The sequence below is a fragment of the Thermosipho sp. 1074 genome, assembly GCF_001999655.1.
Lineage (GTDB): Bacteria > Thermotogota > Thermotogae > Thermotogales > Fervidobacteriaceae > Thermosipho > Thermosipho affectus.
Genome location: NZ_LBEX01000017.1, coordinates 84,645 through 111,340, shown reverse-complemented (window position 1 = coordinate 111,340; position 26,696 = coordinate 84,645). Strand labels below are relative to the sequence as shown.

The window sequence follows — 26,696 nt, the reverse complement described above, 5'->3', positions numbered from 1 at the left end:
TCCACATACACTACATACGTATCTCTTCATGTTTTCCCCCTCCAAAATATCATTTTAACTTTTTATGACAGAACCACCAGTCGTAGCATTCGTATTCCTTTAACCTTTGTTCTGCTTCTTTTACGCTACTTGCAGGTGGAACAATTACCTCATCATTGACAAGTTCATTGTTAGGCCAATTTGCTGGCAAAGCAACTCCATTCTCATCAACTGTTTGCAACCCTTTTACCATTCTCAAAATCTCATCCATGTTCCTTCCAAGTTCTTGTGGATAATAAAGAATAGCTCTTAAAATTCCTTTTGGATCAATTATGAATACAGCTCTTACCGTATTAGTACCTTTTGCTGGATGAATCATCCCAAGCATTTCTGCAATTTTCCCTCTATCATCTGCTATAACTGGGAATTTAATTTCAACATTAAGTTTTTCTTTGATCCACTCAACCCACTTTATATGTGAAAATACCTGATCAATGCTTAATCCAACCAATTCCGTGTTTATCTTTTGAAATTCATCGTATCTCTTCTGAAACGCAACAAATTCCGTTGTACAAACTGGTGTAAAATCCGCTGGATGACTAAATAACACAACCCATTTTCCCTTAAAATCATCTGGAAACTTTATAACTCCTTTCGTAGTAACTGCCTCAAACTCTGGAACCTTCTCCCCAATAAGTGGTAAACTCATACTACTCACCTCCATTTAAACATTTTTTACAAATTCCAACTAAACAATACTGGATTTTTTTTACCAAATGCCCATCTATACTATCCACTTTTTGAATTTCTGGTAATTCACCAAATACATCGTAAACTTTTTTACACTTCAAACAGAAAAAATGATGATGTGGAACAATTTCATAATCATATCTTATCGCAGATGGTGTAATTACCTCTTTTATTACCCCTTTCTCACTCAACAAATTAACGGTGTTATAAACAGTAGCCCTTGAAATAGCATGTATCTTTGACTTTAACTCTTCGTATATTTCATCAGCAGATGGATGTACTTTACTTTCAATTATAAATTTTAAAATCTGTATTCTCTGAATAGTTGGTCTTATATCGTGAAGCTTTAAAATCTTCGCATAACTCTCCATGCTAATCCTCCTTTATCATGTCCAATTTTATTATACATCTATTTTTAGACATTGTCAATATCTTTTATTTTTTTATTATAATTTTTATTCTAGACAACACAAATGCCTAAAAAACGCTTTTATTCGACTATCGAACAAATACCTTAAATTACACGTAAAAAAACTTTGATTAATTTGTTTCAAGATATTTTTCTAAAATAGGTTGTAAAAAGAAGTTTTAAAAGTACAATTAACGTAGGAAGGGGGATAAACTTTGGAGTTTTTGCTAATAATTTTATCCATATACTCGCTAATAACAACATTATTTTTATTTAATTTAGCTAAAAGTAAAAAAATAAACTTAAAAGAAGTAGTGTTTGATTTTACAAATCAACTTACAAATGAGAACAATGATTTTCCAATAAAAGCGTTATCGTTTATTTCAAAAGAATTTCCCGAAATTGATTCGGGCATTTTTTTAGTAAAAGAAGGAAATAAATTTAATGAAGTATCTTCTTTTGGCCAAAAAATCGAATACAACGATAAATTATTTTTTTACAAAGATTACTTTGTAAAAGACTTTACAATAGACAATACATTAGGAGTAAGATTAATACTTCATTCAAAGTCTAAGATTTCTAAATCAAAAACCGAAAAACTTGAGATAATTTCTTCTTTAATCTCTTCATCTGAACTAATTAAAAATCTAATTAAAAAACATGGAAAATTCCAAATTGATCTTATGCTTTCTATGATAAAAATATTAGAATATTATGACAGATATACCCAAGGTCATTCACTTAGAGTTGCAGAGTTATCCCAAAAAATTGCAAAAAAACTTAATTTATCTTCACAGGAAATTTCAGATGCATATTGGACAGGTCTTGTTCACGATATAGGAAAAATAGCAATTCCAAATAGTATTTTAAATAAAGAAGGCTCTCTTACTATGGAAGAATATGAAATAATAAAAAAACATCCTATATATGGTTTTGAATTCTTATCAACGTCTGAAACACTTAAAAATATAGCAACCTATGTATATCATCATCACGAAAAGTGGGATGGAACAGGTTATCCAGGGAGGTTAAAAGGCGAGATGATTCCAATTATTTCAAGGATAATCAGTGTTGCAGATAGTTGGGATGCTATGACTAGTAAAAGAGCATATAGAGATGCCTTAACATATGAATTTGCTTTGCAGGAAATAATAAACAATTCAAACAAACAATTTGATCCAAAAGTTGTCTCAGCTTTTCTAGATGTATTAAAAGAAGAAGAAAATTTAGATATTGCATAATGGGCCCATTTGGGCTCTTTTTTTTAATTTAATAATATTTAGGAGGTGGGGGGAAAGTGAATTTTCTTGGGAGAAGTCTTACCGTTATCAACGATTTTTCAGTTGAAGAACAACTTTTTTTGTACGAAAAAACAAAACTTCTAAAACAACTTTGGAAAGAAAAGAAAGATACCAGTAAATTTCAAATCAAAAAAGATGTAGGAATTTATATCATCTTCGTTGAACCTAGTACTAGGACAAAAGAATCATTCATTAATGCAGCAAAATTTCACAAAAACGCCAAAGTAAACATTTTTGATTCAGAACATTCTTCATTTAATAAGAAGGAAAGTTATGTAGATACATTTAACATGTTAACAGGATACAGCAATTATTCAATTTTCATAGTCCGCACAAAACTTGAAGGAACTTGCAAATACCTTGATGAAAAAGTATATGAATTCACAAAAAGGCACGGTTTAGAAAAACCCTCATTCATAAATGCAGGTGATGGAAAACATGAACATCCAACTCAAGAATTGCTTGATGAATTCACATTTTTGGAACAATTGAATTTTGATAATTCCTATATTCATATTGCACTTGTTGGAGATCTTTTGCATGGCAGAACTGTACATTCTAAGGCAAATGGTTTAAAAATTTTTAAAAATGTCTTAGTTGATTTAATTGCCCCAGAAGAACTTTCTATGCCTATTCACTATGTAGAAAAAATGAAAAAAAATGGTTTTGAAATTAGATTATTTGATTCAATTGAAAATTATTTAAAAAATGAAAACATTGCCCCAATTTGGTATTTCACAAGGTTACAACTTGAAAGAATGGGGGAAGATATCCTCGAAAAAGAACACGTTTTAAGAAATAGTGTTACATTTAGGAAGGAATTTTTGGAAAAGTTACCTAAAAATGTAAAATTTTATCACCCTCTTCCAAGGCACAAAATGTATCCGACAATTCCCACATTTCTGGATACATTACCACTCAACGGTTGGGAAGAACAAGCAATAAATGGATATTGGACTAGAACCGTTTTACTTTCTATGCTTGGTGGAGCACTTGAAACAGATTTAGACAAAAAAATAAATAACATTATAGATGAACAATTTATAATCCCAGCCAATATTACAAATGGCACTAAGGGAATTTTAAAAGAAGGAAAAAGGGGAATTAAACCAATTGAAAATGGAACGGTAATAGATCACATTGCAAAAGGAAAATCAAAAGCTCAAATCTACGAAACTATAGTAAAAATAAGAAAAATCTTAAAATTGTATGACATTGATAGTGCAGATGGTATATTCCAATCACAAGACGGGAATTTTAAAGGGTACATAAGCCTTCCAGACAGGTATTTGTCAAAGAAAGAAATAAAAAAACTTTCTGCCATATCTCCAAATACAACGGTTAATATTATCAAAAACTCAAAGGTTGTGGAAAAATATAGAATTTCTCTTCCACCTTATATTTATGGATTTGCAGAGTTAAAATGTAAAAACGAAAATTGTATAACAAATCCCACGCACGGTGAAAATGCAGAAGCGTTTTTTATAAAAAACGAAAAAGGAGAGCTTGTATGCAAATACTGTGAAACTCCACATACATTTGAAGAAATTTGGAACATATAGCCCCCGATAAACGGGGGTTATTTATACAAATGACATGCAACCTTCCGCCCTTTATATTCAATTAATTTAGGTTCTTTTTGGCGACATATATCCATTACGAATGGGCACCTTGGATGAAATCTACATCCCTTTGGTGGATTAATTGGGTTAGGAACTTCTCCTTGTGGTATAATTTTTTTCTTTTTTTTCTTTGGATCAGGTTCTGGAACAGCTGAAATCAAAGCTTTTGTATAAGGATGTAAAGGCTCAAGGTAAATATCCTTAAAATCACCTACTTCAACTAATTTTCCAAGATACATCACACCAATTTTATTACAAATATACTTCGTTGTTGCAAGGTCATGTGTAATAAACAAAAATGTTAAATTAAACTCCTTCTTTAAGTCAATTAATAGTTGTAGTAATTGTGATCTTACTGATACATCCAACATTGCTATAGCCTCATCGGCAACTACAAATTTTGGTCTTAAAATTAACGCACGCGCAATCACTATTCTCTGTCTTTGTCCACCTGAAAGTTCATGTGGATATCTATAATAAAAATCATCAGCTGGAGAAAGGTTAACCCTCTCAAGCATTTGCTTTACCATCTTTTTTCTTTCCATTCTACTATTTCCAATATTGTGTATCTCAAGGCCATGCTTTATCGCTTCTCCAACCTTCATATACGGATTTAAAGCCGCCATTGGATCTTGAAAAATAATTTGAAAGTTTTTTCTAAATTTTCTTAACTCCTCTTTGCTTAACTTGGTAACATCTGTACCCTCAAAAAGAATTTCCCCAGCAGTGGGCTCAATTAACCTTAAAAGAAGTCTTCCTGTGGTTGTTTTTCCGCTACCTGATTCTCCAACAAGACCAAAAGTTTCTCCTCTTTTTATATCAAAACTTATTCCGTCAACGGCTTTCACAAAACGCTGCGGTACCCTTGTTAAAACTTCACCTATTGTCCTTTTTATGGGAAAGTGTTTTACCAAATTTCTAACATATATCATACTTTCACCTCACTGTATAACCAACACTTTACCTTACTACCATCGATTTCGACAACTTTAGGTTCCTTTAATTCACAAATCTCCTTCTTAAACGGACATCTAGGGGCAAATCTACATCCTTTTGGCGGATTTAAAAGATCTGGAGGAGAACCAGGAATATATTTTAAATCCAAATCATTTACATTTGTATTTGGAATACTCTTAAGAAGAAGTTGTGTATATGGATGTTTTGGAGCATAATACAATTCTTCACTCTTTGCCTCTTCAATAATGTGTCCAGCATACATTACACAAATTTTATCCGCAGCTTCCGCAACAACTCCCAAATCATGAGTAATTAAAATCATGGACATATCATATTCTCTTCTTAATTCATTTAACAATTCCATTATTTGAGCTTGGACAATTACATCCAATGAAGTAGTAGGTTCATCTGCTATTACCAATGTAGGATTTAACACCAACGAAAGTGCAATCATAGCTCTTTGCCTCATTCCACCACTAAATTGGAATGAATATTCTTTCATGCGCTCCGGTTTAATTCCTACCTTTTCTAAAACCCTTGCTGTTCTTTCCCTTGCCTCCTCTAAAGTAATATCAGGCTCATGAGTCTTCAATGTTTCATAAAATATCTTCTCAATCTTCATTATTGGATTCAACGAAGTCATCGGATCTTGAAAAATCATTCCTATCTTTTTCCCTCTGATTTTTCTAATATCTTCCTCGCCCATTGTAACTAAATTTTTCCCTTCGATTTCCATAACCCCATTGTAAAAAGTCGTAGGAGGTAATATTTTTAATATTCCTTGTCCAAATGTTGATTTACCACATCCAGATTCACCAACAAGGCCCACAACTTGACCCTTCTCTATTGAAAAATTTATATTATCAACCGCTTTTATATATCCACGCTTTGTTTTATAATATATTTTTAATCCTCTTGCTTCAAATACTGACACAAACTCACCTTCTTTCTCTAATAGTGGGATTCAACAACTCGTTTAACCCTTCACTAAACATTGAAAATCCCAATACTACTGTCACAATAGCAAGTCCTGGATAAAGTAGTCCCCACCAGGCCTTACTTAAAACAAACCTTTGGCCATTACTCAGATCAAATCCCCAATCTGGAGTAGGAGGTGCTATACCTAACCCCAAAAATGACAATCCTGCTTCGGTCATAATGGCATCTGCAAGATTCATTGACAGTACAACCACTATTGATGGCAAAACATTTGGAAAAATGTATTTTAAAAGGATCTCATAATTTCTTGCGCCCAAAGCACGTGCTGCTTCAACATACAATTCACTTTTAATAGAACTAACCTGATTCCTTATAACCCTAAAATACGTCGGAGTATAAACAACGGCTATAGAAACAGAAATATTTACAACACCCGGACCTAAAACCGCCGCTATTGCAATAGCAAGTATCAGACCTGGGAAAGAATAAATTGCATCCATTATCAACGTCAAAACCCTATCAAATGCACCACCTAAATAACCGGAAACTAATCCCAATGGTATTCCAACACCAGCAGCTATTAAAACTGCAATAAATGCTATGGTTAAAGCTATTCTTGCACCATAAATTACCCTACTAAGTATATCTCTACCAAGATTATCCGTACCAAAAACAAATTGATCATTTGGGGAGGTTAAAGATCGTCCAACTCTTTCAATTGGATTATACGGAGCAATTTGCGGGGCAAAAATTGCTAGTGTAATGTAAAAAAGTAATATCATTGCACCTATAAAGGTTAGCAAACCCGTTCCAGTTTTAAATAAATCATTTATTATTTCGCCAATTCGCTCGCTAACAAACTTTTTTCTCACAATATCACCCCTTAGTATCTAACCCTTGGATCTACTAGTGCATTAACTATATCAATTACAATACTTATAACCACAACAAACATTGCAAAAAATACAATTGTACCTTGAATCGCCGGAAAATCCCTATATTTTATTTTCAACACCAAATAACTTCCAATCCCCGGCCAAGAAAAAGTAGTCTCAGTTAAAACTGCACCGGCAAGTAACAATGCAAATTGCATTCCCATAATCGTAAATATAGGAACAAATGCATTTTTTACCGCATGACCATACAAAATAACTCTCGACTTTAATCCCCTTGCCTTTGCAGCTTTAACAAAATCTTTTGACAGCATCAATACGGTATTATTTCTCACCATACGCAAAAAAATACTTGAAATTACAAGTCCCAAAGTTAATCCAGGAAGCAATAAATGCTTTAAAACATCTGAAAATGCCTCCCAATTCCAGTTTAAAATACTATCCAAAATTAACAATCCAGTCTTTATATCCAAAGACACCCTAGGAGATAATCTTCCGCCGACAGGAAACCATCTTAAATAAACTCCAAATAAAAGTTGTAACATTAAGCCAAGCCAAAACACGGGAATAGCATAAAGTAATATAGAATATACCCTTGCAGAAATATCTAAAGATTTATCCTTACGCCACGCAGCTTCCGCACCATAAAACAACCCTATCAATAATGCGATTATAAAGGAAAATATTGTTAATTCTAACGTTGCAGGAAATCTATCTTTAATTTCATCCCAAACAGGTCTATTTGTAAGCGTTGATACCCCTAAATCTCCTCTAAAAACATTTCCAATATAATCAAAAAACTGGACAATTACAGGCTTATCCAACCCTAATTCGTGTCTTTTAGCTTCTATAACTTCCAAAGGAGCTTTTCCCCCTAAAATAGCCAAAACAGGGTCACCTGGAATAATTCTCAAAATAAAAAAAATCATTACCAATAAAATAAATATCATAGGAATCGCAAGTATAACACGCGTAATTATATAACTTTTCAAGGACACTATATTCTCCCTCCTTTTAAAAAACCGCCCAAGATGGGCGGTGATATTTACTTTCTTTCGAGGAGATAATACCTAAAGATTTGGGTAGGCTCTAATATAATTCCTTTAATGTAATCATGTGCTTCACAATCTGCAGAACCTTGCCAAAGAGGAATATATGGCATCTCTGCCGCATGATAATTCTGAACAAGTTTATAAATCATTTCACGAGATTCTTGGTTAGTAGCTGCTCTACCAGCAACCATCAAATCTTCGACTATTTGATTTTCATAGAAACTACCAAGAGATTTTGCACCACTAACACTTAAAAATGGCCATAAATAGTCATCAGGATCAAGGTAATCAGGATACCAACCTAATAAGAATAATCCCATTGTTCCATTCAAGAAATATTCGACATATGTAGACCATTCAGCATACTTTATATTAACTCTAATCATCCCTGTTTCTTCCAAAGAACTTTTTAAAACTTGTGCAACGTCTGCTTCTGTAGTTCCATAATGAGAAGGTGTATACCACAAATCTATAACAAGTGGATTCTTTTCACTATAACCTGCAATCTTCAAAATTTCCTTTGCTGCTTGTAAATCGCGTTTTGGAAATACATCTTCGTGACTCCACATACCTGCTGGAATCATTGAATACAATGGCTTTGCTAGATCTACAAAAATATCCTTAACAATGGCACTCCTATCCACAGAAAGTGCTACTGCTTGCCTTACCAAAGGATTATCAAACGGTTTTTGTTTAACATTTAACACTAAATATCTAATTTGCGGACTTGCGCCTAAATATACCTTTATTCCGGAAACATTTTGTAAATCTAAAATATCCCTTGGATCAAGATGTCTATACGCAATATCAATTTCTCCCGTTTCAAGTGCAAGTCTCAATTGTTGTGAATTTTCATAAAATTGGATAATTATCTTCTTAGTCTTTGGCTTTGGACCAAAATATTTTGGATTTTCCTCTAAAACTATTCTTACATCCCTTATCCATTCACTAATTCTATATGGGCCAGATGCAGAAGGAGCAATATCTGAAAATCTATCCTCTGGTGTCACTTTTGGATTTACTGGAAATGCCACTGTATACCCTAATATCGAAACAAATGCTGAAAATTTACTTTTAAGATGTACTCTAAATGTAAATTTATCCACCACTTCCGTCTTTTCTACAACATCTGATAAGAGAAATGCGGGATCACCATTTAACCTCATAACGCGATCAAAAGAAAATTTGAAAATATTTGCATCGATCTGTGTACCATCTTCAAAGTAGGCATCTTTTCTTATATAAAACGTATAAACTAAACCATCGGATGAAACATCCCATTTTTCAAACAACCACGGTTTAATATTTGCAGTTCCAACTTCATAATCAACAGGTCCCGCTAAAACATTTTGCAAAATGTTACTGGAAAAATAATCATAACAATTCGCCGGATCAAGTGTCCTTATCTTGTCAGTTGTACCCACAACTATAACACTACTTGCGAAAGAAAAAGCAACAAGCAACAACCCCAAAATAACCAGCAATTTCTTCATATAATCCCCTCCCTTGGAATATGGTAACATTATTTTACCATATTTTAATATTAAAAATCAAGATTTAACATTAATTTTTTATTGTAATATTGTTTTTACATATCCGCCTATCTAATTAACCAAAAATTAATGATATACATTTGTTTCATAATCTTGTAAATTTCATTTATATGGTATAATTTTACAAAGAAAATAAACCGTTTGTGGAGGTGTAAAAGTGAAAAAATTTTATCTAACAACCCCTATATATTATGTTAATTCAGAACCACACATTGGAAGTGCATACACAACTATCATAGGAGACATAATTGCAAGATATAAGAGACTAATGGGATATGAGGTATTTTACCTTACTGGTACCGATGAACATGGACAAAAAATATTACAAGCTGCAAAGAAAAAAGGAACAGAACCTCAACAACTTTGTGATAAACTTTCTGAAAAATTCAGACAATTATGGAAAGATTTAAATATAACCAACGATTATTTCATCAGAACAACGGATAAAAAACACATGGAAACTGTACAATTTTTTGTTTCAAAAATGCTGGAAAATGGTGATATATATAAAGGAACATACAAGGGTTGGTATTGCATTCCTTGTGAAACATATTGGAATGAAGACGAAATAAAAATAGAAAACGAGAAACACATATGTCCCACATGTAATAGAGAACTAAATTTTGTTGAGGAAGAAAATTACTTTTTCAGTCTTTCCAAATACACCGAACCTCTGTTAAAACATTTTAAAGAAAATCCAGATTTTGTTGAACCAGAATTTAGAAAAAATGAAATGTTGAAAATATTAGAAAGCGGTTTAAAAGATTTATCAATAACAAGGACTACCTTTGATTGGGGTATAAGAATGCCAAATGATCCAAAACATGTTATATACGTATGGGTTGATGCACTAATAAATTATATTTCCGCAATTGGTTACGGAAATGATGAAGAAACGTTTAAAAAATGGTGGCCAGCAGATTTACACTTAATAGGAAAAGAAATAAATAGATTCCATAGTTTAATTTGGCCTGCAATGTTAATGTCTGTAGGGCTTCCATTACCTAAAAAGATCTTTGCACACGGATGGCTTACGGTAAATGGACAAAAGATCAGCAAATCACTTGGGAATGCTATTGATCCAAGGGAATTTGTAAAAAAATATGGAAATGATGTTATAAGATATTACCTTTCAAGGGATATTGTCTTTGGAAAAGATGGGGACTTTTCTGAAGAAAACCTTGTACAAAGATTAAATTCAGACCTTGCAAATGATTACGGAAATTTGCTCCATAGAACACTTGCGATGGTATCCAAAAATTTCAATTCAAAAATTCCAGTCCCCCAAACACCAAATGAGTCAGATAAATCACTAGCAAATGAATACTTTAAAACAAAAGAAAAATACTTAAGTTGCATGGAGCAATATAAATTGACAAATGCACTTGAAGCAATTTGGGATTATATTAGATTTGTAAACAAATACTTTGACGAAAACAAACCATGGATTCTTGCAAAAGAAGGAAACAAAGAAAGGCTTGCAACTGTTTTGTACTATACACTTGAAGCATATTTAAAAATTGCAACTTTGTTACTTCCATTTATGCCTGATTCGTCAAGAAAAGTGTTTAAAAGACTTGGGCAAGATTTTGAACCTCAAAAATTTATTGACAAGTGGAATACCCTTGTTGCTGGAAATAAAGTAATACATGATAAACCACTATTTCAAAAAATTGACCTGAAAAAATTTGAAAAAATTGCAATCAAAAAAGAGGAAAAAACAGAAGTCAAATTAGATAATCTAATTACAATAGATGATTTCAAAAAGATAGAACTTAGAGTTGCACAAATTGTTGAAGCAGAAAAGGTCGAAAAATCGGAAAAACTATTAAAATTAATTGTGGATCTTGGAAAACATGGAAAAAGACAAATAGTTGCAGGTATATCAAAGTATTATTCTCCAGAAGAACTAATAGGTAAAAAGATAATTGTGGTATTTAATTTAAAACCCGCAAAATTAATGGGAATAGAATCACAAGGTATGTTACTTGCGGCAAAAATCAATAACGATTTAACAGTATTAACCGTAGATAGAGATATTGAACCTGGTGCAAAAATTTCATAACTGGAGGGAATTTAATGGAAATAAATAGATCCATCGAAGAAGAATTAAAAGAGTCTTATCTTAGTTATTCAATGAGTGTTATCATTGGTAGAGCCATTCCAGATGTTAGGGATGGATTAAAGCCTGTACAGAGAAGAATCTTGTACAGCATGCACGAGCTTGGATTAAGCCACAACAAACCATTCAAAAAATCTGCGCGTATCGTTGGTGAAGTAATAGGTAAATACCACCCACACGGTGATACCGCAATATATGATACGCTAGTTAGATTAGCACAAGAGTGGTCAATGAGATATATTCTTGTGGAAGGACAGGGAAACTTTGGGTCAATTGACAAAGATCCACCAGCAGCTATGAGGTATACGGAAGCAAGACTTGCAAAAATTTCAGAAGAATTACTAGAAGACATAGATAAAGACACAGTAGATATGATGGACAACTTTGATGGTAGCTTGAAAGAACCAGTTGTTTTACCATCAAAATTTCCAAATCTACTCGCCAATGGTTCGACTGGTATTGCAGTTGGAATGACTACAAACATACCTCCTCATAATCTATCAGAGCTTGTGGATGGATTTGTAGCACTTATTAAAAACCCGGAAATTTCTATAGAAGAGTTAATTAATTTTATTCCTGGGCCAGATTTTCCAACAGGTGGAGAGATAATTGGGAAATCAGGAATCCGTGAGATGTATACAACAGGAAGGGGAAGTTTCACAATCAGAGGTATAATACAAGTCGAAGAGGAAAAGAAAAAGAAAAAAATAGTTGTTACTGAAATTCCATTTAACGTAAATAAATCAGACCTAATAAAAAAGATAGTTGAATATGCAGAAAATTCAAATTTGCAAATCAAAGATATTAGAGATGAATCGGATAAAGAAGGGTTAAGAATTGTAATTGAAATACCAAAGAATGTAAATGAAGATATAATTATAAATAATCTTTACAAACACACACAATTACAAAGCACTTTCCATGCACAACTATTGGTAATTGACAAAGAAAAAAAACCCGCCCTAATGAACCTCAAAGAATTAATGTGGGCATTCGTAGAACATCGTTTTGAAGTGGTAAGAAGAAGAGCACAGTTTTTCTATAAACAATACTCTAAAAAAGCACATATATTAGAAGGATTAATCAAAGCTTCACGTTCTATTGATACAATAATCTCTGTAATAAGAAATAGTGAAGATCAAGAAAGTGCTATAAGGGAACTAATTGAAATGTTTGATTTTACAGAAACTCAAGCAAAAGCTATTGTAGATCTTAGATTAGGTAGACTTACAAAACTTGAAATTTCCAAACTAATAAAGGATTACAATGAACTTGTGGAAAAGATGAAGATAGAAAAAGAATTAATCGAAAATGATGAGAAAGTGTATGAAAAAATAATAGAAGAGCTATACTATATAAAAACACAATACGGTGATAAAAGAAAAAGCAAAATTTTGGATCATGAAGAAAGAGAAATCAAATTCGATGAGTTGGAATTAATTCCAGATAAAGAAGTAGTGATTTCATTAACAAAAAAGGGTTACTTGAAAATGATGAACCTCTCCACATTTAGAACTCAAAAAAGAGGGGGGAAAGGAGTAACTGGTTCCTCTCTGATGAATGATGATGTAATAATGGAAGTTATATACACTCATCTTCACGGTAAAACGCTGTTTTTCACCTCAAAAGGAAAAGTTTACCTTTTAAATAATTACCAAATTGAGGAAAATTCAAGAACAAGTAGAGGGAAATTAGTTTCTAAATATTTAAACCTTGACAAAGATGAAAAAATCTTAACAATGTTATCAGTAGACGACTTTTCTGGAGAATTGTTCTTCGTAACAAAATACGGAAAAGTAAAAAGAACAGCATTAAAAGAATTTGAAAATATAAACGCAAGAGGACTTAGAGCTATTAATTTCGACGGTGATGATAGCCTGGTATCCGTACAAAAAATTGAAAGTGAAGAACAAACAATACTAATTGCAACCAAAAACGGAATGAGTATAAGATTTTCCATTTCAGAAGTAAGAACAATGGGACGCTCTGCTATGGGAGTAACTGGCATAAAACTTTCTAAGGATGACGAAGTAGTTAGTTCCACTCTTCTATCTGACGAAAAAAACTACATCTTAACAGTTACAAGGTATGGATACGGTAAACTCACTGAAATATCACAATACAGGATCCAAAAAAGGGCAGGTCTGGGAATCAAGAATATATCGGATGTTTCCAAAACAGGAGAAATTGTAAGTGTAAGTTATGTTATGGGACGTGAAGATATAATGATTTTCACAAAACATGGCATGTCAATTAAAATTAACATTAGTAGTCTAAGACCTCTTAGTAGGGTAACAAAAGGTGTAAAATTACTAAACCTTTCAAACGGGGATGAAATAGCAGACGTTGCAATAATTAAGGGAGAAGATGAAAATGTATAAAGAAATAGACCACACAGCAGATGTGGCATACGAAATAAGTGCGCAATCTTTTTTTGAAATATTAAAAGATATAATAAAAATTTTTAAAGAAAATTATGCTCCAAAGATTAATTGCAAAAGTTATAAGCACTACAAATACAAACTAAAAGAAAATGAAGATGCGATATTTGATATAGTTAACGACTGGATTGCCTCTATCGAGTTGGGATATTTTCCAGTTGAAATATACGCAGATTACACTGTAAAATTTTGCCCATTTGATGGTATAACTGGCAATGGATTCAAAGCTTTAACATATCACAACCTAAAAATTGAAAAAATTGAAAATATGTTAAAAATAAAGGTGGTGTTTGACATATGAAAGAACTTACTGAAAAGCAAAAAAAAGTTTTAGATTTTATAACTTCATATATACAACAAAATGGATATTCTCCATCTATTAGAGATATTGCCAAACACTTTAAACTAACTCCAAGGGGGGCACATATTCACGTAATTGCACTTGAAAAGAAAGGATATATAACAAGAAATCCTAAAAATTCCCGTTCAATCTCTTTGATAAAAAGACCTGAAAGTGTTTCTATTCCAGTAAAAGGAAAAATCTCTGCGGGTTTAGGCATAGAAATGTTTGAAATAATCGATGAAGAAATAGAAATCCCCATTAGGATGATTTCCGGATTTGGCAATTATTTTGCATTAAAAGTTGAAGGAGACAGCATGATCGATGCCCACATAATGGATGGTGATTATGTTATTTTAAAAAAACAATACAGAATTCCAAATGGGCAAATTGCTGCTGTAATTTTTAACGACAAAGTTACTTTAAAAAGGTTTTACCACAAAAAAGAAAAAGTGGAACTTGTCCCAGAAAACAAAAATATGAAACCCATTACTTGTGACACAAGTAATGTAAAAGTAATTGGAAAATTGGTGGGGATAATAAGATTCTACGAATAGGAGGTGAAATAGATGTTTGAACTTGAAACAAAAGATGGTATTTCCATTCTAAAAATTACTGGTGAAATAGATATTTCAAATGCACATAACTTGAAAAAATTTGCAATGGAAAATATTTTAAACAAAGGAAATAAGAATTGTATTTTGGACCTTTCACAAATGAACTATATTGATAGTTCTGGATTAGGGATTTTAGTAAGTTTACACAAATCTTTTAAATTGCAAGGTGGAGAATTAGTATTAGTAAAATTAAGTGATAACGTTAAAAATCTCTTTAAAATGACTAACCTCGACAAAGCATTAAATATTAAAAATTCAGTAAATGAAGCATTAAAATTTTTGAAAAGCTAAGGAGGGAGTATCTTGAAAATAGCGATAGGAAGTGATCATGCAGGATTTGAACTTAAAGAAAAAATCAAAGACTTTTTAAATGAAAAAGACATTGAAGTAATAGATTTGGGAACAAATAGTATACAAAGTGTTGATTATCCAGATTTTGCAAAAGAAGTTGGAAAATGCGTTGTAAAAAAGGAAGCTGATTTTGGTATATTAATTTGCGGAACAGGAATAGGAATGTCAATTGCAGCAAATAAAATAAAAGGTATTAGGGCAGCATTGTGTACCATTCCCGAAATGGGAAAATTAGCAAGACAACATAACAACGCAAATATCCTTGTACTTCCCGGTAGACTTATAGGTTTTGAATTGGCTTCTTGGATAGTTAATGCGTTTTTAAATTCAGACTTTGAAGGTGGGAGGCACGAAAGAAGGATAAATAAGATTTCCCAGCTGGAGGAATAAAATGAAGGCCGTTGCGCAATTAAACAAAGACTATATACCAACTCTTGAAATTGACAATGGAAAATTAGTAAAAAATCCAGAAGCCCCTTCTCGATTGGAAGGGGTGGAAATTTTTGTCAAAAACAATTTTGAATGCGTAAATCCAAAAGAATATCCTTTGAATTATTTATACAACATACATCCAAAATGGTATGTAAAACATGTGGAAAATTTATCAAAAAATGCAAAAAACGAATATTTGCCAGAAGTTTTTTTAAAGGATCGTATACTAGATTCGGGCACACCTATAACCAAAAAAACCTATAATGCCGCAATTAACGCATACTATACAGTTATGACTGGAGTAAACCTTGATTCAAAGTACGTTTACATTTTAACAAGACCACCAGGTCACCATGCCACAAGTAATTTTGCAGGGGGATACTGTTTTTTTAACAACGCCGCAATAGCTGCAAAATACTTACAGAGTACCTTTCAAGAAAGAATTTGTATTTTAGATGTGGATTTCCACCATGGAAATGGAACACAAGAAATTTTTTACGAAGATCCACAAATAACCTACATTTCACTTCATGGAACCCCTGAAAAATTCTTCCCATGGATTTCAGGTTATAGGGATGAAGTAGGAAAAGGCAATGGAAAAGGTACAAACTTTAACTTTCCACTAGATGAGGGGATAACCTGGGAGGAATATAAAGTTGTGCTTGAAATAGCACTTGAAATAATAGAAAAAATATCTCCACTAAAACTCATAGTTTCACTTGGTTTTGATACACACTTAAAAGATCCTATGGGATACTTTAATTTAGTAGATGAAGATTACAAAAAAATGGGAAAGCTTTTAAAAAAACTAGATATCCCCATTATTTTTATTCAAGAAGGGGGTTATGATAAATATGCGAACACAAACGCAGCAATAAACTTATTTTCAACATTTAAGGAGGGAGAAAATGCTTAAAGAAAAATTACTAAACGATTTAAAAACTGCAATGAAAGAAAAAGATCAAATAAAATTAAGAGTAATAAGACTCTTAAATTCTGCAATAAAAAATTTTGAAGTAGAAAAAAGAAAAGAGGCAACCGATGAGGAAATTGGAAAGATAGTTCTCAAGGAAATTAAAAAAAGGCAAGAATCAATTGAAGCATACAAAAATGCGGGAAGGGAAGACCTTGCAAAAGAAGAAGAAAAAGAACTTGAAATTCTAAAAATTTACGCGCCAAAAATGCTAAGCGAAGAGGAAATAAAAAATATAGTTCAAGAAATCATAAGTAGCATTGAAGAAAAAAACTTTGGAAAAATTATGAAAGAAACAATGGCAAAGCTAAAAGGAAAAGCAGATGGTGCACTAGTTAGTAAGGTGGTTAAGGAATTACTAAGATGATTCTTCCTATTTTTTTACCAAATGCTGGTTGCAAAAAACGTTGTGTTTTTTGCAACCAATATTCTATGACCGGAGAAAAAATGCCATCAAAAAAAGAAATACTTAATACAATTCAAAAGTATTCAAATTTTTCAATTGACGAAGTAGCATTTTACGGTGGAACTTTCACTGGCCTTTCTTTAGAAAAACAATTAGAGTTTTTGGAACTTGTCAAATATTTAAATGTTCCAATTAGAATATCTACACGACCTGATGAAATAACAGAGGAAAATCTTGGAATTTTAAAACACTACAATGTTAAAACCATAGAAATTGGAATTCAAAGCATGTTCAATGATGTTTTAGATGCTTCAAACAGGGGACATACTGTCAAAGACAACGAAAGATCTATACGCCTTTTAATGGAGAGAAATTTTAAGGTCTCTGCACATTTAATGATCGGACTCCCAAAAGATTCAAAAGAAAAATCTATATTGTCTTTGATGAAATTACTTAAACTGGGAGTAAACATTTTTAGAATACATCCCACTTTAATTTTTAAAAATACCGAATTAGAGAAAATGTACGAAAGAAAATTGTATACTCCATTAACTTTAAAAGAGGCACTGGATATATCTTCTGAAATGTTACTTTTAATTTATTCAAACAATGCAAATGTAATTAGAATGGGATATTTTGTTCCTGAACATTCAAGAAACCAAATTGTAGCAGGACCCTATCACCCGTCATTTGGAGATATGGTAAAAGCAAAGGCAATTTACAAAATAATTACAAGGTTAAATATTAAAAAAGTACATTTTCCCAAAAAATATGAAAGCTGGTTTTTTTCATATGGAAATAAACAATTAAACGTGGAAAAAATTAGAGATAACATATTGTTATTTGATGATATGGACCTTGCAAGAGCTTCTTTTTACGCTTTTAGAAAGGGGCAATTTAATGGGTGAACTACTAAAAAATGCCGGATCAGTTGAAATTGGATTCTGGCTTTTAGAAAAGATGGAAGAAGATAAATATATTTTAGACAAAATTTCACATTTAAAAAAAGAAATGGGAGTTATAAAATGGATTAAAAAGATGGTACAAGATGGTTACACAATAAAAGAAATTAAAAAGATTTTAAAAAGTTCCTTTAATAGTACCATATCTTATGCCCAAAAATTTTTAAACTTTGATGCTAGGGTAGTTACGATAAGCAACAGTAAAACATTGGAAGTTTACTTTAAAACCCACCCAAAAAATTTGGAAATAGTAGTTCCCGTATCTAATCCCGGTGGCGAGGGTAAAATACTATATGATAAACTAAAATCAACCTGCAATGTAAAATTAATCAATGATTTTGAAGTAGAAAAATACATTAAAGATGCAGACTATATAGTAACAGGTGCTGACTCGGTATGTGAAAACGGAGTAATAAATAAAATAGGTTCAAAAACATTGGCTATACTATCAAAATATTATGATAAACCATTTTTTGTTATAGCTGATAAAACAAAATTTTTCGATTCAAAAATAGAAAATAAAATTTTTGAATTAATTCCTTTTAAACTAATAACAGCTATAATAAGTGGTGAAATATGATTTTTTTTAATAAAAAGAAGAAGAAGAAGAAGAACATAAATTTTTCCATATGCTATATAAAGAACTTAGAAAGTTTTAAAAAAATACCAAAATCTTTGAAATATTCAGATGAAGTCTTTTTTATTATTTCAAAAGATATTTCTGAAAACATTTTTAAGAAAATAAAAAAGATGATGAAGTTTAAAAATTACTCCATTATATACAACAACTACGTTAAATTGTCAAAAAATATATATCAAATAAAGGAATTAAACGTAAAAAAATTAAGAAATTTGGAAAACAAAAGGAATATTCTCTTTTCCAATAACTATATGCTTGCATGGGAAATTGCACAGATGTTTCCTTTCTATACAATAGCTGTAGAAAACAATTTTTTATATTTTTGTACACCAATTCCGTTAACAAAAGATGCTTCAGGTTTTCTATTAAAAAAAGAATTAGAAAAAGATTTTATTTTCAACGTCAAACTTGATTTTAAAATTCTAAAAGATATTCTGGGAGGATGATCATATTGTTCAGGCTAAGATTTGCACCAAGTCCAACAGGCTATCTACACGTAGGTGGTGCTAGAACTGCACTTTTTAACTGGCTTTTTGCAAGAAAAAACAAAGGAAAATTTATACTCCGTATTGAAGACACAGATACAGAACGTTCCACAAAAAAATATGAAGAAAAAATCTTAAATGCTTTAAAATGGTTGGAGATAGATTGGGACGAAGGACCAGATATTGGAGGAAATTTTGGACCATATAGACAAAGTGAACGACTAGATATATATAATAACTTTGCTCAAAAGTTAATAGATAAAAAGTTGGCATACTACGCTGTATATTCTGACAATAAAGAAATATTCACATCGTACGAATTTCCAAAAAAATTTAAAGATTATTCTATAGTTGTAAAATTTAAAGCACCAAAAGAAGGAAAAACAAAATTTCAGGATCTCTTAAAAGGCGAAATGAGTTTTGAAAATAACTTATTTGAAGATTTTATAATAATAAAATCAAATGGATATCCAACTTATAACTTTGCAGTTGTTGTGGATGATCATTTAATGGAAATTTCCCATGTATTTAGAGGAGAAGATCACCTTTCAAATACACCCAGACAAATTATGATCTACAACGCATTTGAATGGACTCCTCCAGTATTTATGCATATCCCACTTATACTTGGAAATGATAAAACTCCATTAAGTAAAAGACACGGTGGCACATCAGTTGATTACTTTAAAGAAATAGGTATTTTAAATAATGCTTTATTAAACTACCTTGCAATATTGGGTTGGAAAACAGAAGAAGAAATATTTGATATAACAGATAAAATAAAAGCTTTTGATCCGTTTAATATATCCAATAAATCAGTAGTTTTCAACTATAAAAAATTAGAGTGGATCAACGGTCAACACCTAAGAAGGTTACCAATAGAAAAGGTGATTGAAAAATTTAGGGGATATCTAAGCCTAATAAATGTGAAAATAGATTTAGATAGTATGTATGCAAAAAAAGTTATCTCCATTTGTAGGGAAAAGGTTAATACACTAGAACAATTATTTGACATATCATACCCTTTCTTTGACGATAATTACCCTTATGATGAAAAATATATAGATAAGTTCTTAAAAAAACCAGAAGCAGAAATAATACTTGTACAGGCCATTGAATCCTTTGAAAAATTAGACAATTTTGATATATCATCTATTGAAAACACTTTAAGAGACATATCAAAAAATACAAATTTATCCACAAAAAAGGTCTTTCAAACAATTAGAGGTGCTTTATTGGGAAAACTTGTCACACCGGGTTTATTTGAATCAATTGAAGTTTTAGGAAAAGAAAAAACACTTATTAGGCTTAAAAAAACCCAGTTATTAAGGGGGAAACATGAGGTATAAATCTACTCTAGTAATTTTTTTAATAATGTTTAGCATTTTGGTGTTTTACCTTACAAAAATTCAAATACTTGAATCAAAAAATCACAGAGCATTTTTAAATTCTTTGTTAACACAAACTATTTTAACAAAGGGATTAAGAGGAACTATTTATGATAGAAACGGTATAAAACTTGCTTGGAGCGAAAAAATCCCTTTTTTAATTTATTCTAAAGATATGGAGATGGATAAATTAAAAAATATTTTGACAGAAAAACAATTATCAGAGTTAATTAGTAGCGGGAAAGTAAAACTTGAAAATCATCAAATCTACGGTATTGAAAAACTCGGGTATTATATCCAATACAAAGAAATCAGAAGGTACTTACCAGAAGTATTACATATAATAGGATATTTAAATTCCAATGGAAAGGGAAATTTTGGACTTGAAAAAACGTACAATAACATACTTGATGGAAAATTAGGAAGTGAATTAGTTTTTTCAACTCCAAGCGGAAAAATAAAACAACGAATCATACAAAGAATCCCAGAAAATGGGCAGGACTTACATACTACTATTGATTTTAATCTTCAAAAGTTCATTTATTCTAAATTGAAGGAAATCGACATACCTGCTTCTGTCATTGTAGAAGATACAAAAACAGGCGAAATTTTATCCATGGTTTCATATCCTGGAATTGAAGAAGAATTCTACAGTATTGATACATATACCTGGCGAAAAATAATAAATGATCCAAAAAATCCACTTTTAAATCGCTCTACAATGGGATTATATTCCCCAGGTTCTTCTATAAAACCTCTCATTGCCATTGCGTATCTTTTAAGTGAAAGCACACCGGCTACTGTAAATTGTAAAGGAAGATTCGAGTACAAATCAAGTTCTGGAAAAACCATTGCAATATTTAATGATTGGCTTTTAAGTGGCCATGGTGAAACAGATCTTATTAAAGCTCTTCGTGTTTCTTGCAATGTATACTTTTATAACATTGCATTAAAATTGGGAATTGATAAAATTAAAAATGTAGCTGATATTTTTAAAATAGATAAGAAAACAGGTATTGATATTGAAGAAAAAGAAGGAATTTTTCCCTCTAGAGAATGGAAACAAAAAAAGTTGAAAGAAATATGGTATCCAGGTGATACCATATTAGCAGGAATAGGCCAAGGCTATATATTACTTACTCCATTACAACTATTAAATTTTTACACAACAATAGCCAATAATGGAAAAACACCTATTCCACATATAGCAAAGTCACAAACAACTTATTCGAATATAAATCTTCCAAAAGAAATATGGACAATAATCAAAGAAGGGCTTTTGGAAGTTACATCACATAGTGGTTCAATCCGAGATAGGGGTACGGCATATAATAGTTTTAAAGATGCAAAATACAAAGTTGCCGGAAAAACGGGAACAGCAGAAGTGGGTAAAAATAAAAAATCTCATTCGTGGTTTGTAGGGTTTGGTCCTTTTAAGTCTCCAAAGTATTCTATTGTAGTGCTTTTTGAAAATGGTGGAAGCGGCGCTGAAATGGCTGCCCCCTTTGCAAGGAAGATATTTGATTATCTATTGGGAGATGAGTATAATGAATAGACTAAATTTAGCAGTTGAAATTTCAAAAACAGTTGGATTTTATCTAATGCAATTTTTTGGAAAAGCAAAAAATATTGAAGAAAAGGAAAATTTCCAGGATCTTGTAACAGAACACGATAAAAAAGCACAAGAAATGATAATACAGGAAATAAAAAAGTATTTTCCAGATGATGGTATTTTAGCAGAAGAAAATAACACAAAAGATATGGGAAAAAATCAGTGGGTAGTTGATCCAATTGATGGAACTATAAATTACATCCATGGTCTTCCAAATTTTTGCATATCAATTGCATATTATGAAAATAAGTCACCACTAATTGGTGTAGTATACAATCCATTTACCGAAGAAATGTTCTTAGCAATGAAAAATCTGGGGGCGTATTTAAACCACTCAAAACTTGAAATAAAAGATATAAATGACCTTAAATTTTCCATTGGAAGTGTTGGATTCTCCAGAAAATTTACAGGAAAATTTATTGAAAAAGTTGAAAATAAAGTTCAAAGAATTAGAATTCTCGGAAGTGCCGCTCTTTCTGCATGCTACGTTGCGGCAAACAAATTTGATTTTTTCATTGCAAAACGTGCAAATCCATGGGATATAGCCGCTGCATATTTGATTGTAAAGGAAGCTGGGGGAGAAATTATAAATTTTCAAGGTAATACACCCAAAATTTTTGAAAGAGAAAGTTATATATTTTCAAAGCCATCAATTTTAGAGGATATAAAAAACATCACTAATGAAATAGGAGGGGGAGTATGAAATTAATCGAAAGTGTACCAAACTTTAGTGAGGGAAGGGATATAGAAAAAATCAGAATGATAATCGAAGAAGCGGAAAAATACAAAAAAGTCAAAGTCCTCGATTGGTCCATGGATCATGATCACAATAGGTCCGTTGTTACGCTTGTAGGTGAACCAGATGAAATAGAAAACGCATTATTCGACATGGTAAAAAAAGCTACTGAGCTTATTGATCTTAGAATTCACAAAGGTGAACACCCACGAATGGGTGCAACGGACGTTATCCCTTTTATTCCAGTTATGAATACAAAAATGGAAGAATGTATCGAAATTTCCAAAAAATTAGGAGAAAGAATCGGAAAAGAATTAAACATTCCTGTGTATCTTTACGAAAAATCAGCTACTTCACCTGAAAGGGAAAACTTATCAAAAATTAGAAAGGGAGAATTTGAAGGATTTTTTGAAAAAATCAAAGATCAAAATTGGAAGCCAGATTTTGGTCCCGACAAAGTACATCCCACCGCAGGTGTAGTTGCAGTAGGTGCAAGAGAATACCTAATTGCATTCAACGTCAATCTGGGAACAAATGATATAGAAATAGCAAATAAAATAGCAAAAGCAGTTAGACATATAAGTGGTGGTTTTAGATATGTAAAGGCAATGGGCGTGGAATTAAAAGAAAAAAGAATTGTTCAAGTTTCTATGAATTTGACAAATTACAAAAAATCTCCAATTTTTAGAGTGTTTGAGGCAATAAAACGAGAAGCCCAAAGATATGGTGTTCCTGTATTAAATTCAGAAATCATTGGAATGATTCCACTAAGAGCTGCAATTGAAACTATGAACTGGTATTTACAGATTGATGATTTTGATGAAAGTAGAGTAATAGAAAATAAAATATTGAATACATTTTTTGAATAAATTTATATTATTTTGGACAATCCCCTGATATCTCAGGGGATTGTTTATCTGAAGTAATTAATCGTGAATAATTAAAAAAATGTTATCTTAAAAATAACATTTCACAAGTGAATTTTTTTACTTTTAATGTTATAATATTACCTGGATGGTAATACTAAATAGGAGGTGGCCATGTTGGCAGTTTGTGAAAAACATGTCGAGCTTTACAAGGAGCTCGATGCGTATATTGAAGAATTAAAAGGAAAAAAAGGTATTTTAATTAATGTCCTTCACAAAGCCCAGGAACTATTTGGTTGGCTTCCAGAAGAAGTTCAAAACCACGTTGCTGAAAAGCTTAAGATTCCTACATCGGTTGTCTATGGTGTGGTAACATTCTACAATTTCTTTTCTACGAAGCCCAAAGGAAAGAATCAAATTAAGATATGTTTGGGTACTGCATGTTATGTTAAAGGTGCAGATAAAGTTATGGAAAGGTTTCTTAGTGAACTTGGAGTAAATGAAGGCGAAGTAACTAAAGATGGTAACTTTTCAGTCCACGGTGTAAGGTGCTTAGGAGCATGTAGTATGGCACCTGTTGTCCTTATAGGTGAAAAAGAATTTTTTGGTAAAGTCACACCCGATATGGTTCCAAGTATTATTAAAAAGTTCCAAGGGGAGGGAAAATAATGGGTAAAATAAAAAGCTTAGAAGAACTTATGAAAATAAAAGAAGATACATTAAAAAAAGTTAAAATGAGGGAAGAAGGAAAAAGGGGAAAAATAACAGTTGCAATGGGGACATGTGGAATAGCTGCAGGCGCGAAAGATACTTTAAATGCAATAGTGGAAACGTTAAATGAATTAAACATTGACGATATATCAGTTGTCCAATCTGGTTGCATGGGATTATGCGAAGTTGAACCAACTATAAAAGTGGAAATAAATGGGGAAGTCCCCATTACTTATGGACACGTAAATCCCGAAAATGCAAGAAGAATTATAAAGTCCCATATAGTTGCCGGTGAGCTTGTAGGTGATTTGATAGTAAAAAAAGGAGAAGAATAAGGAGGTAGAAAAATAATGCCTTTAGAAACAAATACAATTCTTATTTGTGCTGGTGGAGCCTGTATTTCCGCAGGTGAAGAAAGTGTAAAAGATGTATTAGAAAGAAAAATTAAAGAATACAATTTACAAGATAATATAAAAATCGTTGAAACTGGTTGTATGGGTGCTTGTAGTTTAGGGCCAATAATGGTAATACATCCAGAAGGGGTTTACTATCAAAAATTAACGCCAGAAGCTGCAGAAAAAATTGTTGAAGAACATCTTCTAAAAGGTAGAATTGTAGAGGAATACCTTTATCAAGGTGATAAAGGAAAAATAGTCCCACAACCACAAAAAGAAATTCCTTTCTTCTCAAGGCAAGTAAAAATAGCAACTAGAAATGTGGGAATTATTGATCCGTTAAATATTGATGAATATATAGCAAGAGATGGTTATTTTGCATTACACAAAGCACTAAAAGAAATGAAACCGGAGGAAGTTATACAAGTTGTTAAAGATAGTGGGCTTCGTGGAAGAGGTGGTGCAGGTTTTCCAACTGGCTTAAAATGGGAGTTCGCAAGGAAATCTCCTGGTGACGAAAAGTATATGATATGTAACGCTGACGAAGGAGACCCAGGCGCCTTTATGGATAGATCAATTCTCGAAGGAGATCCACACACCATAATTGAAGCTATGACCATAGCAGGATATGCAATCGGAGCAACAAAAGGTTTTGTCTATTTAAGAGCTGAATATCCAATTGCAATTGAAAGATTAACGGTGGCCTTAAATCAAGCAAGGGAATATGGTTTCTTGGGAGAAAATATTCTAGGAACAGATTTTTCGTTCGACATAGAAATAAGGATTGGGGCAGGGGCATTTGTGTGTGGTGAGGAAACCGCTTTAATGCACTCAATTGAAGGAAAAAGAGGACAACCAAGGGTAAAACCTCCATTCCCAGCACAAAAAGGATTGTGGGGAAAACCAAGTAATATAAATAACGTTGAAACATTAGCATGTGTTCCACCGATTATATACCACGGCGCAAATTGGTTTAGACAGTGGGGGACAGAAAAATCACCTGGAACAAAAGTTTTTGCGCTGGCTGGTAAAGTTAAAAATACAGGTTTGGTTGAAGTACCTATGGGAATTACATTAAGAGAACTTATATACGAAATTGGCGGAGGATCTCCAACTGGTAAAAAGATTAAAGCAGTTCAAACTGGGGGACCAAGCGGTGGTGTCATACCAGAAGAGTATTTCGATACACCAGTTGATTACGAATCACTACAAAAACTGGGAGCAATAGTTGGTTCTGGTGGTTTAATAGTTTTAGATGAGGACGATTGTATGGTCGATGTTGCAAAGTTTTTCTTAGAATTTACTGTAGATGAATCATGTGGAAAATGTACACCTTGTAGAGAAGGAACAAAAAAGATGTATGAAATTTTGGATAAAATAACAAAAGGCGAAGGAACAGAAGAAGATATAGAAATCTTGGAAAATCTAGGTAACGTTATTAAAGACTCTTCGCTTTGTGGTCTTGGACAAACTGCGCCAAATCCCGTACTATCTACTTTAAGATACTACAAAGATGAGTATCTTGCACATGTGAGAGAGAAAAAATGTCCTGCTAGCAAATGTAAAGCACTTATTAGTTACGTTATAGATCCAGAAAAATGTGTAGGTTGTACAGCTTGTGCTAGGGTATGTCCTTCAAGTTGTATTTCTGGCGAAGTAAGGAAAGTCCATGAAATAGACCAATCAGCTTGTGTAAAATGTGGAAGTTGTATAGAAGTCTGTAGATTTGGCGCAATAAGCAAAGTAACACCTGCAATTGAATAA

At 32.1% G+C, this 26,696-nt stretch carries 27 protein-coding genes; 20 read left to right on the top strand and 7 right to left on the bottom strand.

Going from position 1 to position 26,696, the window contains the following annotated elements; all coding sequences use genetic code 11:
• Nucleotides 1-49: 49 nt before the first annotated feature.
• Together XO08_RS06650 and XO08_RS06645 are read right to left on the bottom strand one after the other, a co-directional pair.
• The gene (locus tag XO08_RS06650; protein ID WP_075666232.1) at nt 50-688 is read right to left on the bottom strand and encodes a peroxiredoxin; all 639 of its coding nucleotides are present in this window, start codon (nt 686-688) and stop codon (nt 50-52) included.
• Nucleotide 689: 1 nt separating this feature from the next.
• The gene (locus XO08_RS06645; RefSeq protein ID WP_075666231.1) at nt 690-1,100 is read right to left on the bottom strand and encodes a Fur family transcriptional regulator; all 411 of its coding nucleotides are present in this window, start codon (nt 1,098-1,100) and stop codon (nt 690-692) included.
• A 253-nt stretch (nt 1,101-1,353) separates the two neighbouring features.
• On the opposite strand from XO08_RS06645, the gene XO08_RS06640 reads away from it, so the two are divergent.
• Nucleotides 1,354-2,379 (top strand): HD-GYP domain-containing protein, encoded by a 1,026-nt coding sequence (locus tag XO08_RS06640; RefSeq protein WP_075666230.1) that lies wholly within the window; start codon nt 1,354-1,356, stop codon nt 2,377-2,379.
• A 56-nt stretch (nt 2,380-2,435) separates the two neighbouring features.
• A complete protein-coding gene (locus XO08_RS06635) occupies nt 2,436-4,001 on the top strand; it encodes a bifunctional aspartate carbamoyltransferase catalytic subunit/aspartate carbamoyltransferase regulatory subunit (protein WP_077287722.1) in 1,566 nt (521 codons plus the stop codon).
• Nucleotides 4,002-4,018: 17 nt separating this feature from the next.
• On the opposite strand, the gene XO08_RS06630 is transcribed toward XO08_RS06635, so the two are convergent.
• Genes XO08_RS06630 through XO08_RS06610 form a run of 5 tightly spaced genes read right to left on the bottom strand, consistent with a single transcriptional unit; the run spans nt 4,019 to nt 9,395 of the window.
• Nucleotides 4,019-4,993: an ABC transporter ATP-binding protein gene (locus XO08_RS06630; protein WP_075666228.1), complete on the bottom strand. Its 975-nt coding sequence runs from the start codon at nt 4,991-4,993 to the stop codon at nt 4,019-4,021.
• Nucleotides 4,990-5,952, bottom strand: a complete 963-nt coding sequence (locus XO08_RS06625) for an ABC transporter ATP-binding protein (RefSeq protein WP_077287720.1) — start codon at nt 5,950-5,952, stop codon at nt 4,990-4,992. Before XO08_RS06625 ends, XO08_RS06630 begins: the two co-directional genes overlap by 4 nt.
• A 4-nt stretch (nt 5,953-5,956) precedes the next feature.
• On the bottom strand, nt 5,957-6,829 hold the full coding sequence (locus XO08_RS06620) for an ABC transporter permease (protein ID WP_075666226.1): 873 nt from the start codon (nt 6,827-6,829) through the stop codon (nt 5,957-5,959).
• 11 nt (nt 6,830-6,840) lie between these two features.
• A complete protein-coding gene (locus tag XO08_RS06615) occupies nt 6,841-7,848 on the bottom strand; it encodes an ABC transporter permease (RefSeq protein WP_075666225.1) in 1,008 nt (335 codons plus the stop codon).
• A 47-nt stretch (nt 7,849-7,895) separates the two neighbouring features.
• Entirely contained in the window at nt 7,896-9,395 is a 1,500-nt protein-coding gene (locus XO08_RS06610) for an ABC transporter substrate-binding protein (protein ID WP_075666224.1), read from the bottom strand.
• A gap of 217 nt (nt 9,396-9,612) precedes the next feature.
• Here XO08_RS06610 and metG point away from each other — a divergent pair, with 217 nt between their 5' ends.
• The 18 genes from metG (at nt 9,613) to nuoF (ending at nt 26,696) form a co-directional block, all read left to right on the top strand.
• Nucleotides 9,613-11,520 carry a methionine--tRNA ligase gene (metG, locus tag XO08_RS06605; RefSeq protein ID WP_077287719.1) on the top strand — a complete coding sequence of 636 codons (1,908 nt, stop codon included), beginning with the start codon at nt 9,613-9,615 and terminating at the stop codon, nt 11,518-11,520.
• A gap of 14 nt (nt 11,521-11,534) precedes the next feature.
• The gene (gene gyrA, locus XO08_RS06600) at nt 11,535-13,958 is read left to right on the top strand and encodes a DNA gyrase subunit A (protein ID WP_075666222.1); all 2,424 of its coding nucleotides are present in this window, start codon (nt 11,535-11,537) and stop codon (nt 13,956-13,958) included.
• Nucleotides 13,951-14,319, top strand: a complete 369-nt coding sequence (locus XO08_RS06595; protein ID WP_075666221.1) for an archease — start codon at nt 13,951-13,953, stop codon at nt 14,317-14,319. Before gyrA ends, XO08_RS06595 begins: the two co-directional genes overlap by 8 nt.
• On the top strand, nt 14,316-14,915 hold the full coding sequence (gene lexA / locus XO08_RS06590; RefSeq protein WP_075666220.1) for a transcriptional repressor LexA: 600 nt from the start codon (nt 14,316-14,318) through the stop codon (nt 14,913-14,915). Before XO08_RS06595 ends, lexA begins: the two co-directional genes overlap by 4 nt.
• Nucleotides 14,916-14,927: 12 nt before the next feature.
• Nucleotides 14,928-15,266 (top strand): STAS domain-containing protein, encoded by a 339-nt coding sequence (locus XO08_RS06585; protein WP_075666219.1) that lies wholly within the window; start codon nt 14,928-14,930, stop codon nt 15,264-15,266.
• A gap of 12 nt (nt 15,267-15,278) precedes the next feature.
• On the top strand, nt 15,279-15,716 hold the full coding sequence (gene rpiB, locus XO08_RS06580) for a ribose 5-phosphate isomerase B (protein WP_075666218.1): 438 nt from the start codon (nt 15,279-15,281) through the stop codon (nt 15,714-15,716).
• Nucleotide 15,717: 1 nt separating this feature from the next.
• Nucleotides 15,718-16,674 carry a histone deacetylase family protein gene (locus tag XO08_RS06575; protein ID WP_075666217.1) on the top strand — a complete coding sequence of 319 codons (957 nt, stop codon included), beginning with the start codon at nt 15,718-15,720 and terminating at the stop codon, nt 16,672-16,674.
• Nucleotides 16,667-17,098, top strand: a complete 432-nt coding sequence (locus tag XO08_RS06570; RefSeq protein ID WP_075666216.1) for a GatB/YqeY domain-containing protein — start codon at nt 16,667-16,669, stop codon at nt 17,096-17,098. Before XO08_RS06575 ends, XO08_RS06570 begins: the two co-directional genes overlap by 8 nt.
• A complete protein-coding gene (locus tag XO08_RS06565) occupies nt 17,095-18,045 on the top strand; it encodes an elongator complex protein 3 (RefSeq protein WP_075666215.1) in 951 nt (316 codons plus the stop codon). The genes XO08_RS06570 and XO08_RS06565 overlap by 4 nt, the downstream gene beginning before the upstream one ends.
• Nucleotides 18,038-18,679: an initiation factor 2B gene (locus tag XO08_RS06560; RefSeq protein WP_075666214.1), complete on the top strand. Its 642-nt coding sequence runs from the start codon at nt 18,038-18,040 to the stop codon at nt 18,677-18,679. Before XO08_RS06565 ends, XO08_RS06560 begins: the two co-directional genes overlap by 8 nt.
• On the top strand, nt 18,676-19,185 hold the full coding sequence (locus XO08_RS06555; protein WP_077287717.1) for a hypothetical protein: 510 nt from the start codon (nt 18,676-18,678) through the stop codon (nt 19,183-19,185). Before XO08_RS06560 ends, XO08_RS06555 begins: the two co-directional genes overlap by 4 nt.
• Before the next feature lie 5 nt (nt 19,186-19,190).
• On the top strand, nt 19,191-20,573 hold the full coding sequence (gltX, locus tag XO08_RS06550) for a glutamate--tRNA ligase (protein ID WP_075666212.1): 1,383 nt from the start codon (nt 19,191-19,193) through the stop codon (nt 20,571-20,573).
• On the top strand, nt 20,563-22,167 hold the full coding sequence (locus XO08_RS06545; RefSeq protein ID WP_075666211.1) for a penicillin-binding transpeptidase domain-containing protein: 1,605 nt from the start codon (nt 20,563-20,565) through the stop codon (nt 22,165-22,167). The genes gltX and XO08_RS06545 overlap by 11 nt, the downstream gene beginning before the upstream one ends.
• Entirely contained in the window at nt 22,160-22,927 is a 768-nt protein-coding gene (locus XO08_RS06540; RefSeq protein WP_075666210.1) for an inositol monophosphatase, read from the top strand. Before XO08_RS06545 ends, XO08_RS06540 begins: the two co-directional genes overlap by 8 nt.
• Nucleotides 22,924-23,829 carry a glutamate formimidoyltransferase gene (ftcD, locus tag XO08_RS06535; RefSeq protein WP_075666209.1) on the top strand — a complete coding sequence of 302 codons (906 nt, stop codon included), beginning with the start codon at nt 22,924-22,926 and terminating at the stop codon, nt 23,827-23,829. The genes XO08_RS06540 and ftcD overlap by 4 nt, the downstream gene beginning before the upstream one ends.
• A 171-nt stretch (nt 23,830-24,000) precedes the next feature.
• Entirely contained in the window at nt 24,001-24,495 is a 495-nt protein-coding gene (locus XO08_RS06530) for an NAD(P)H-dependent oxidoreductase subunit E (protein ID WP_075666208.1), read from the top strand.
• Nucleotides 24,495-24,872, top strand: coding sequence for a ferredoxin (locus tag XO08_RS06525; protein ID WP_075666207.1), 378 nt, complete (start codon nt 24,495-24,497; stop codon nt 24,870-24,872). The genes XO08_RS06530 and XO08_RS06525 overlap by 1 nt, the downstream gene beginning before the upstream one ends.
• 15 nt (nt 24,873-24,887) lie before the next feature.
• Nucleotides 24,888-26,696, top strand: a complete 1,809-nt coding sequence (gene nuoF / locus XO08_RS06520) for an NADH-quinone oxidoreductase subunit NuoF (protein WP_075666206.1) — start codon at nt 24,888-24,890, stop codon at nt 26,694-26,696.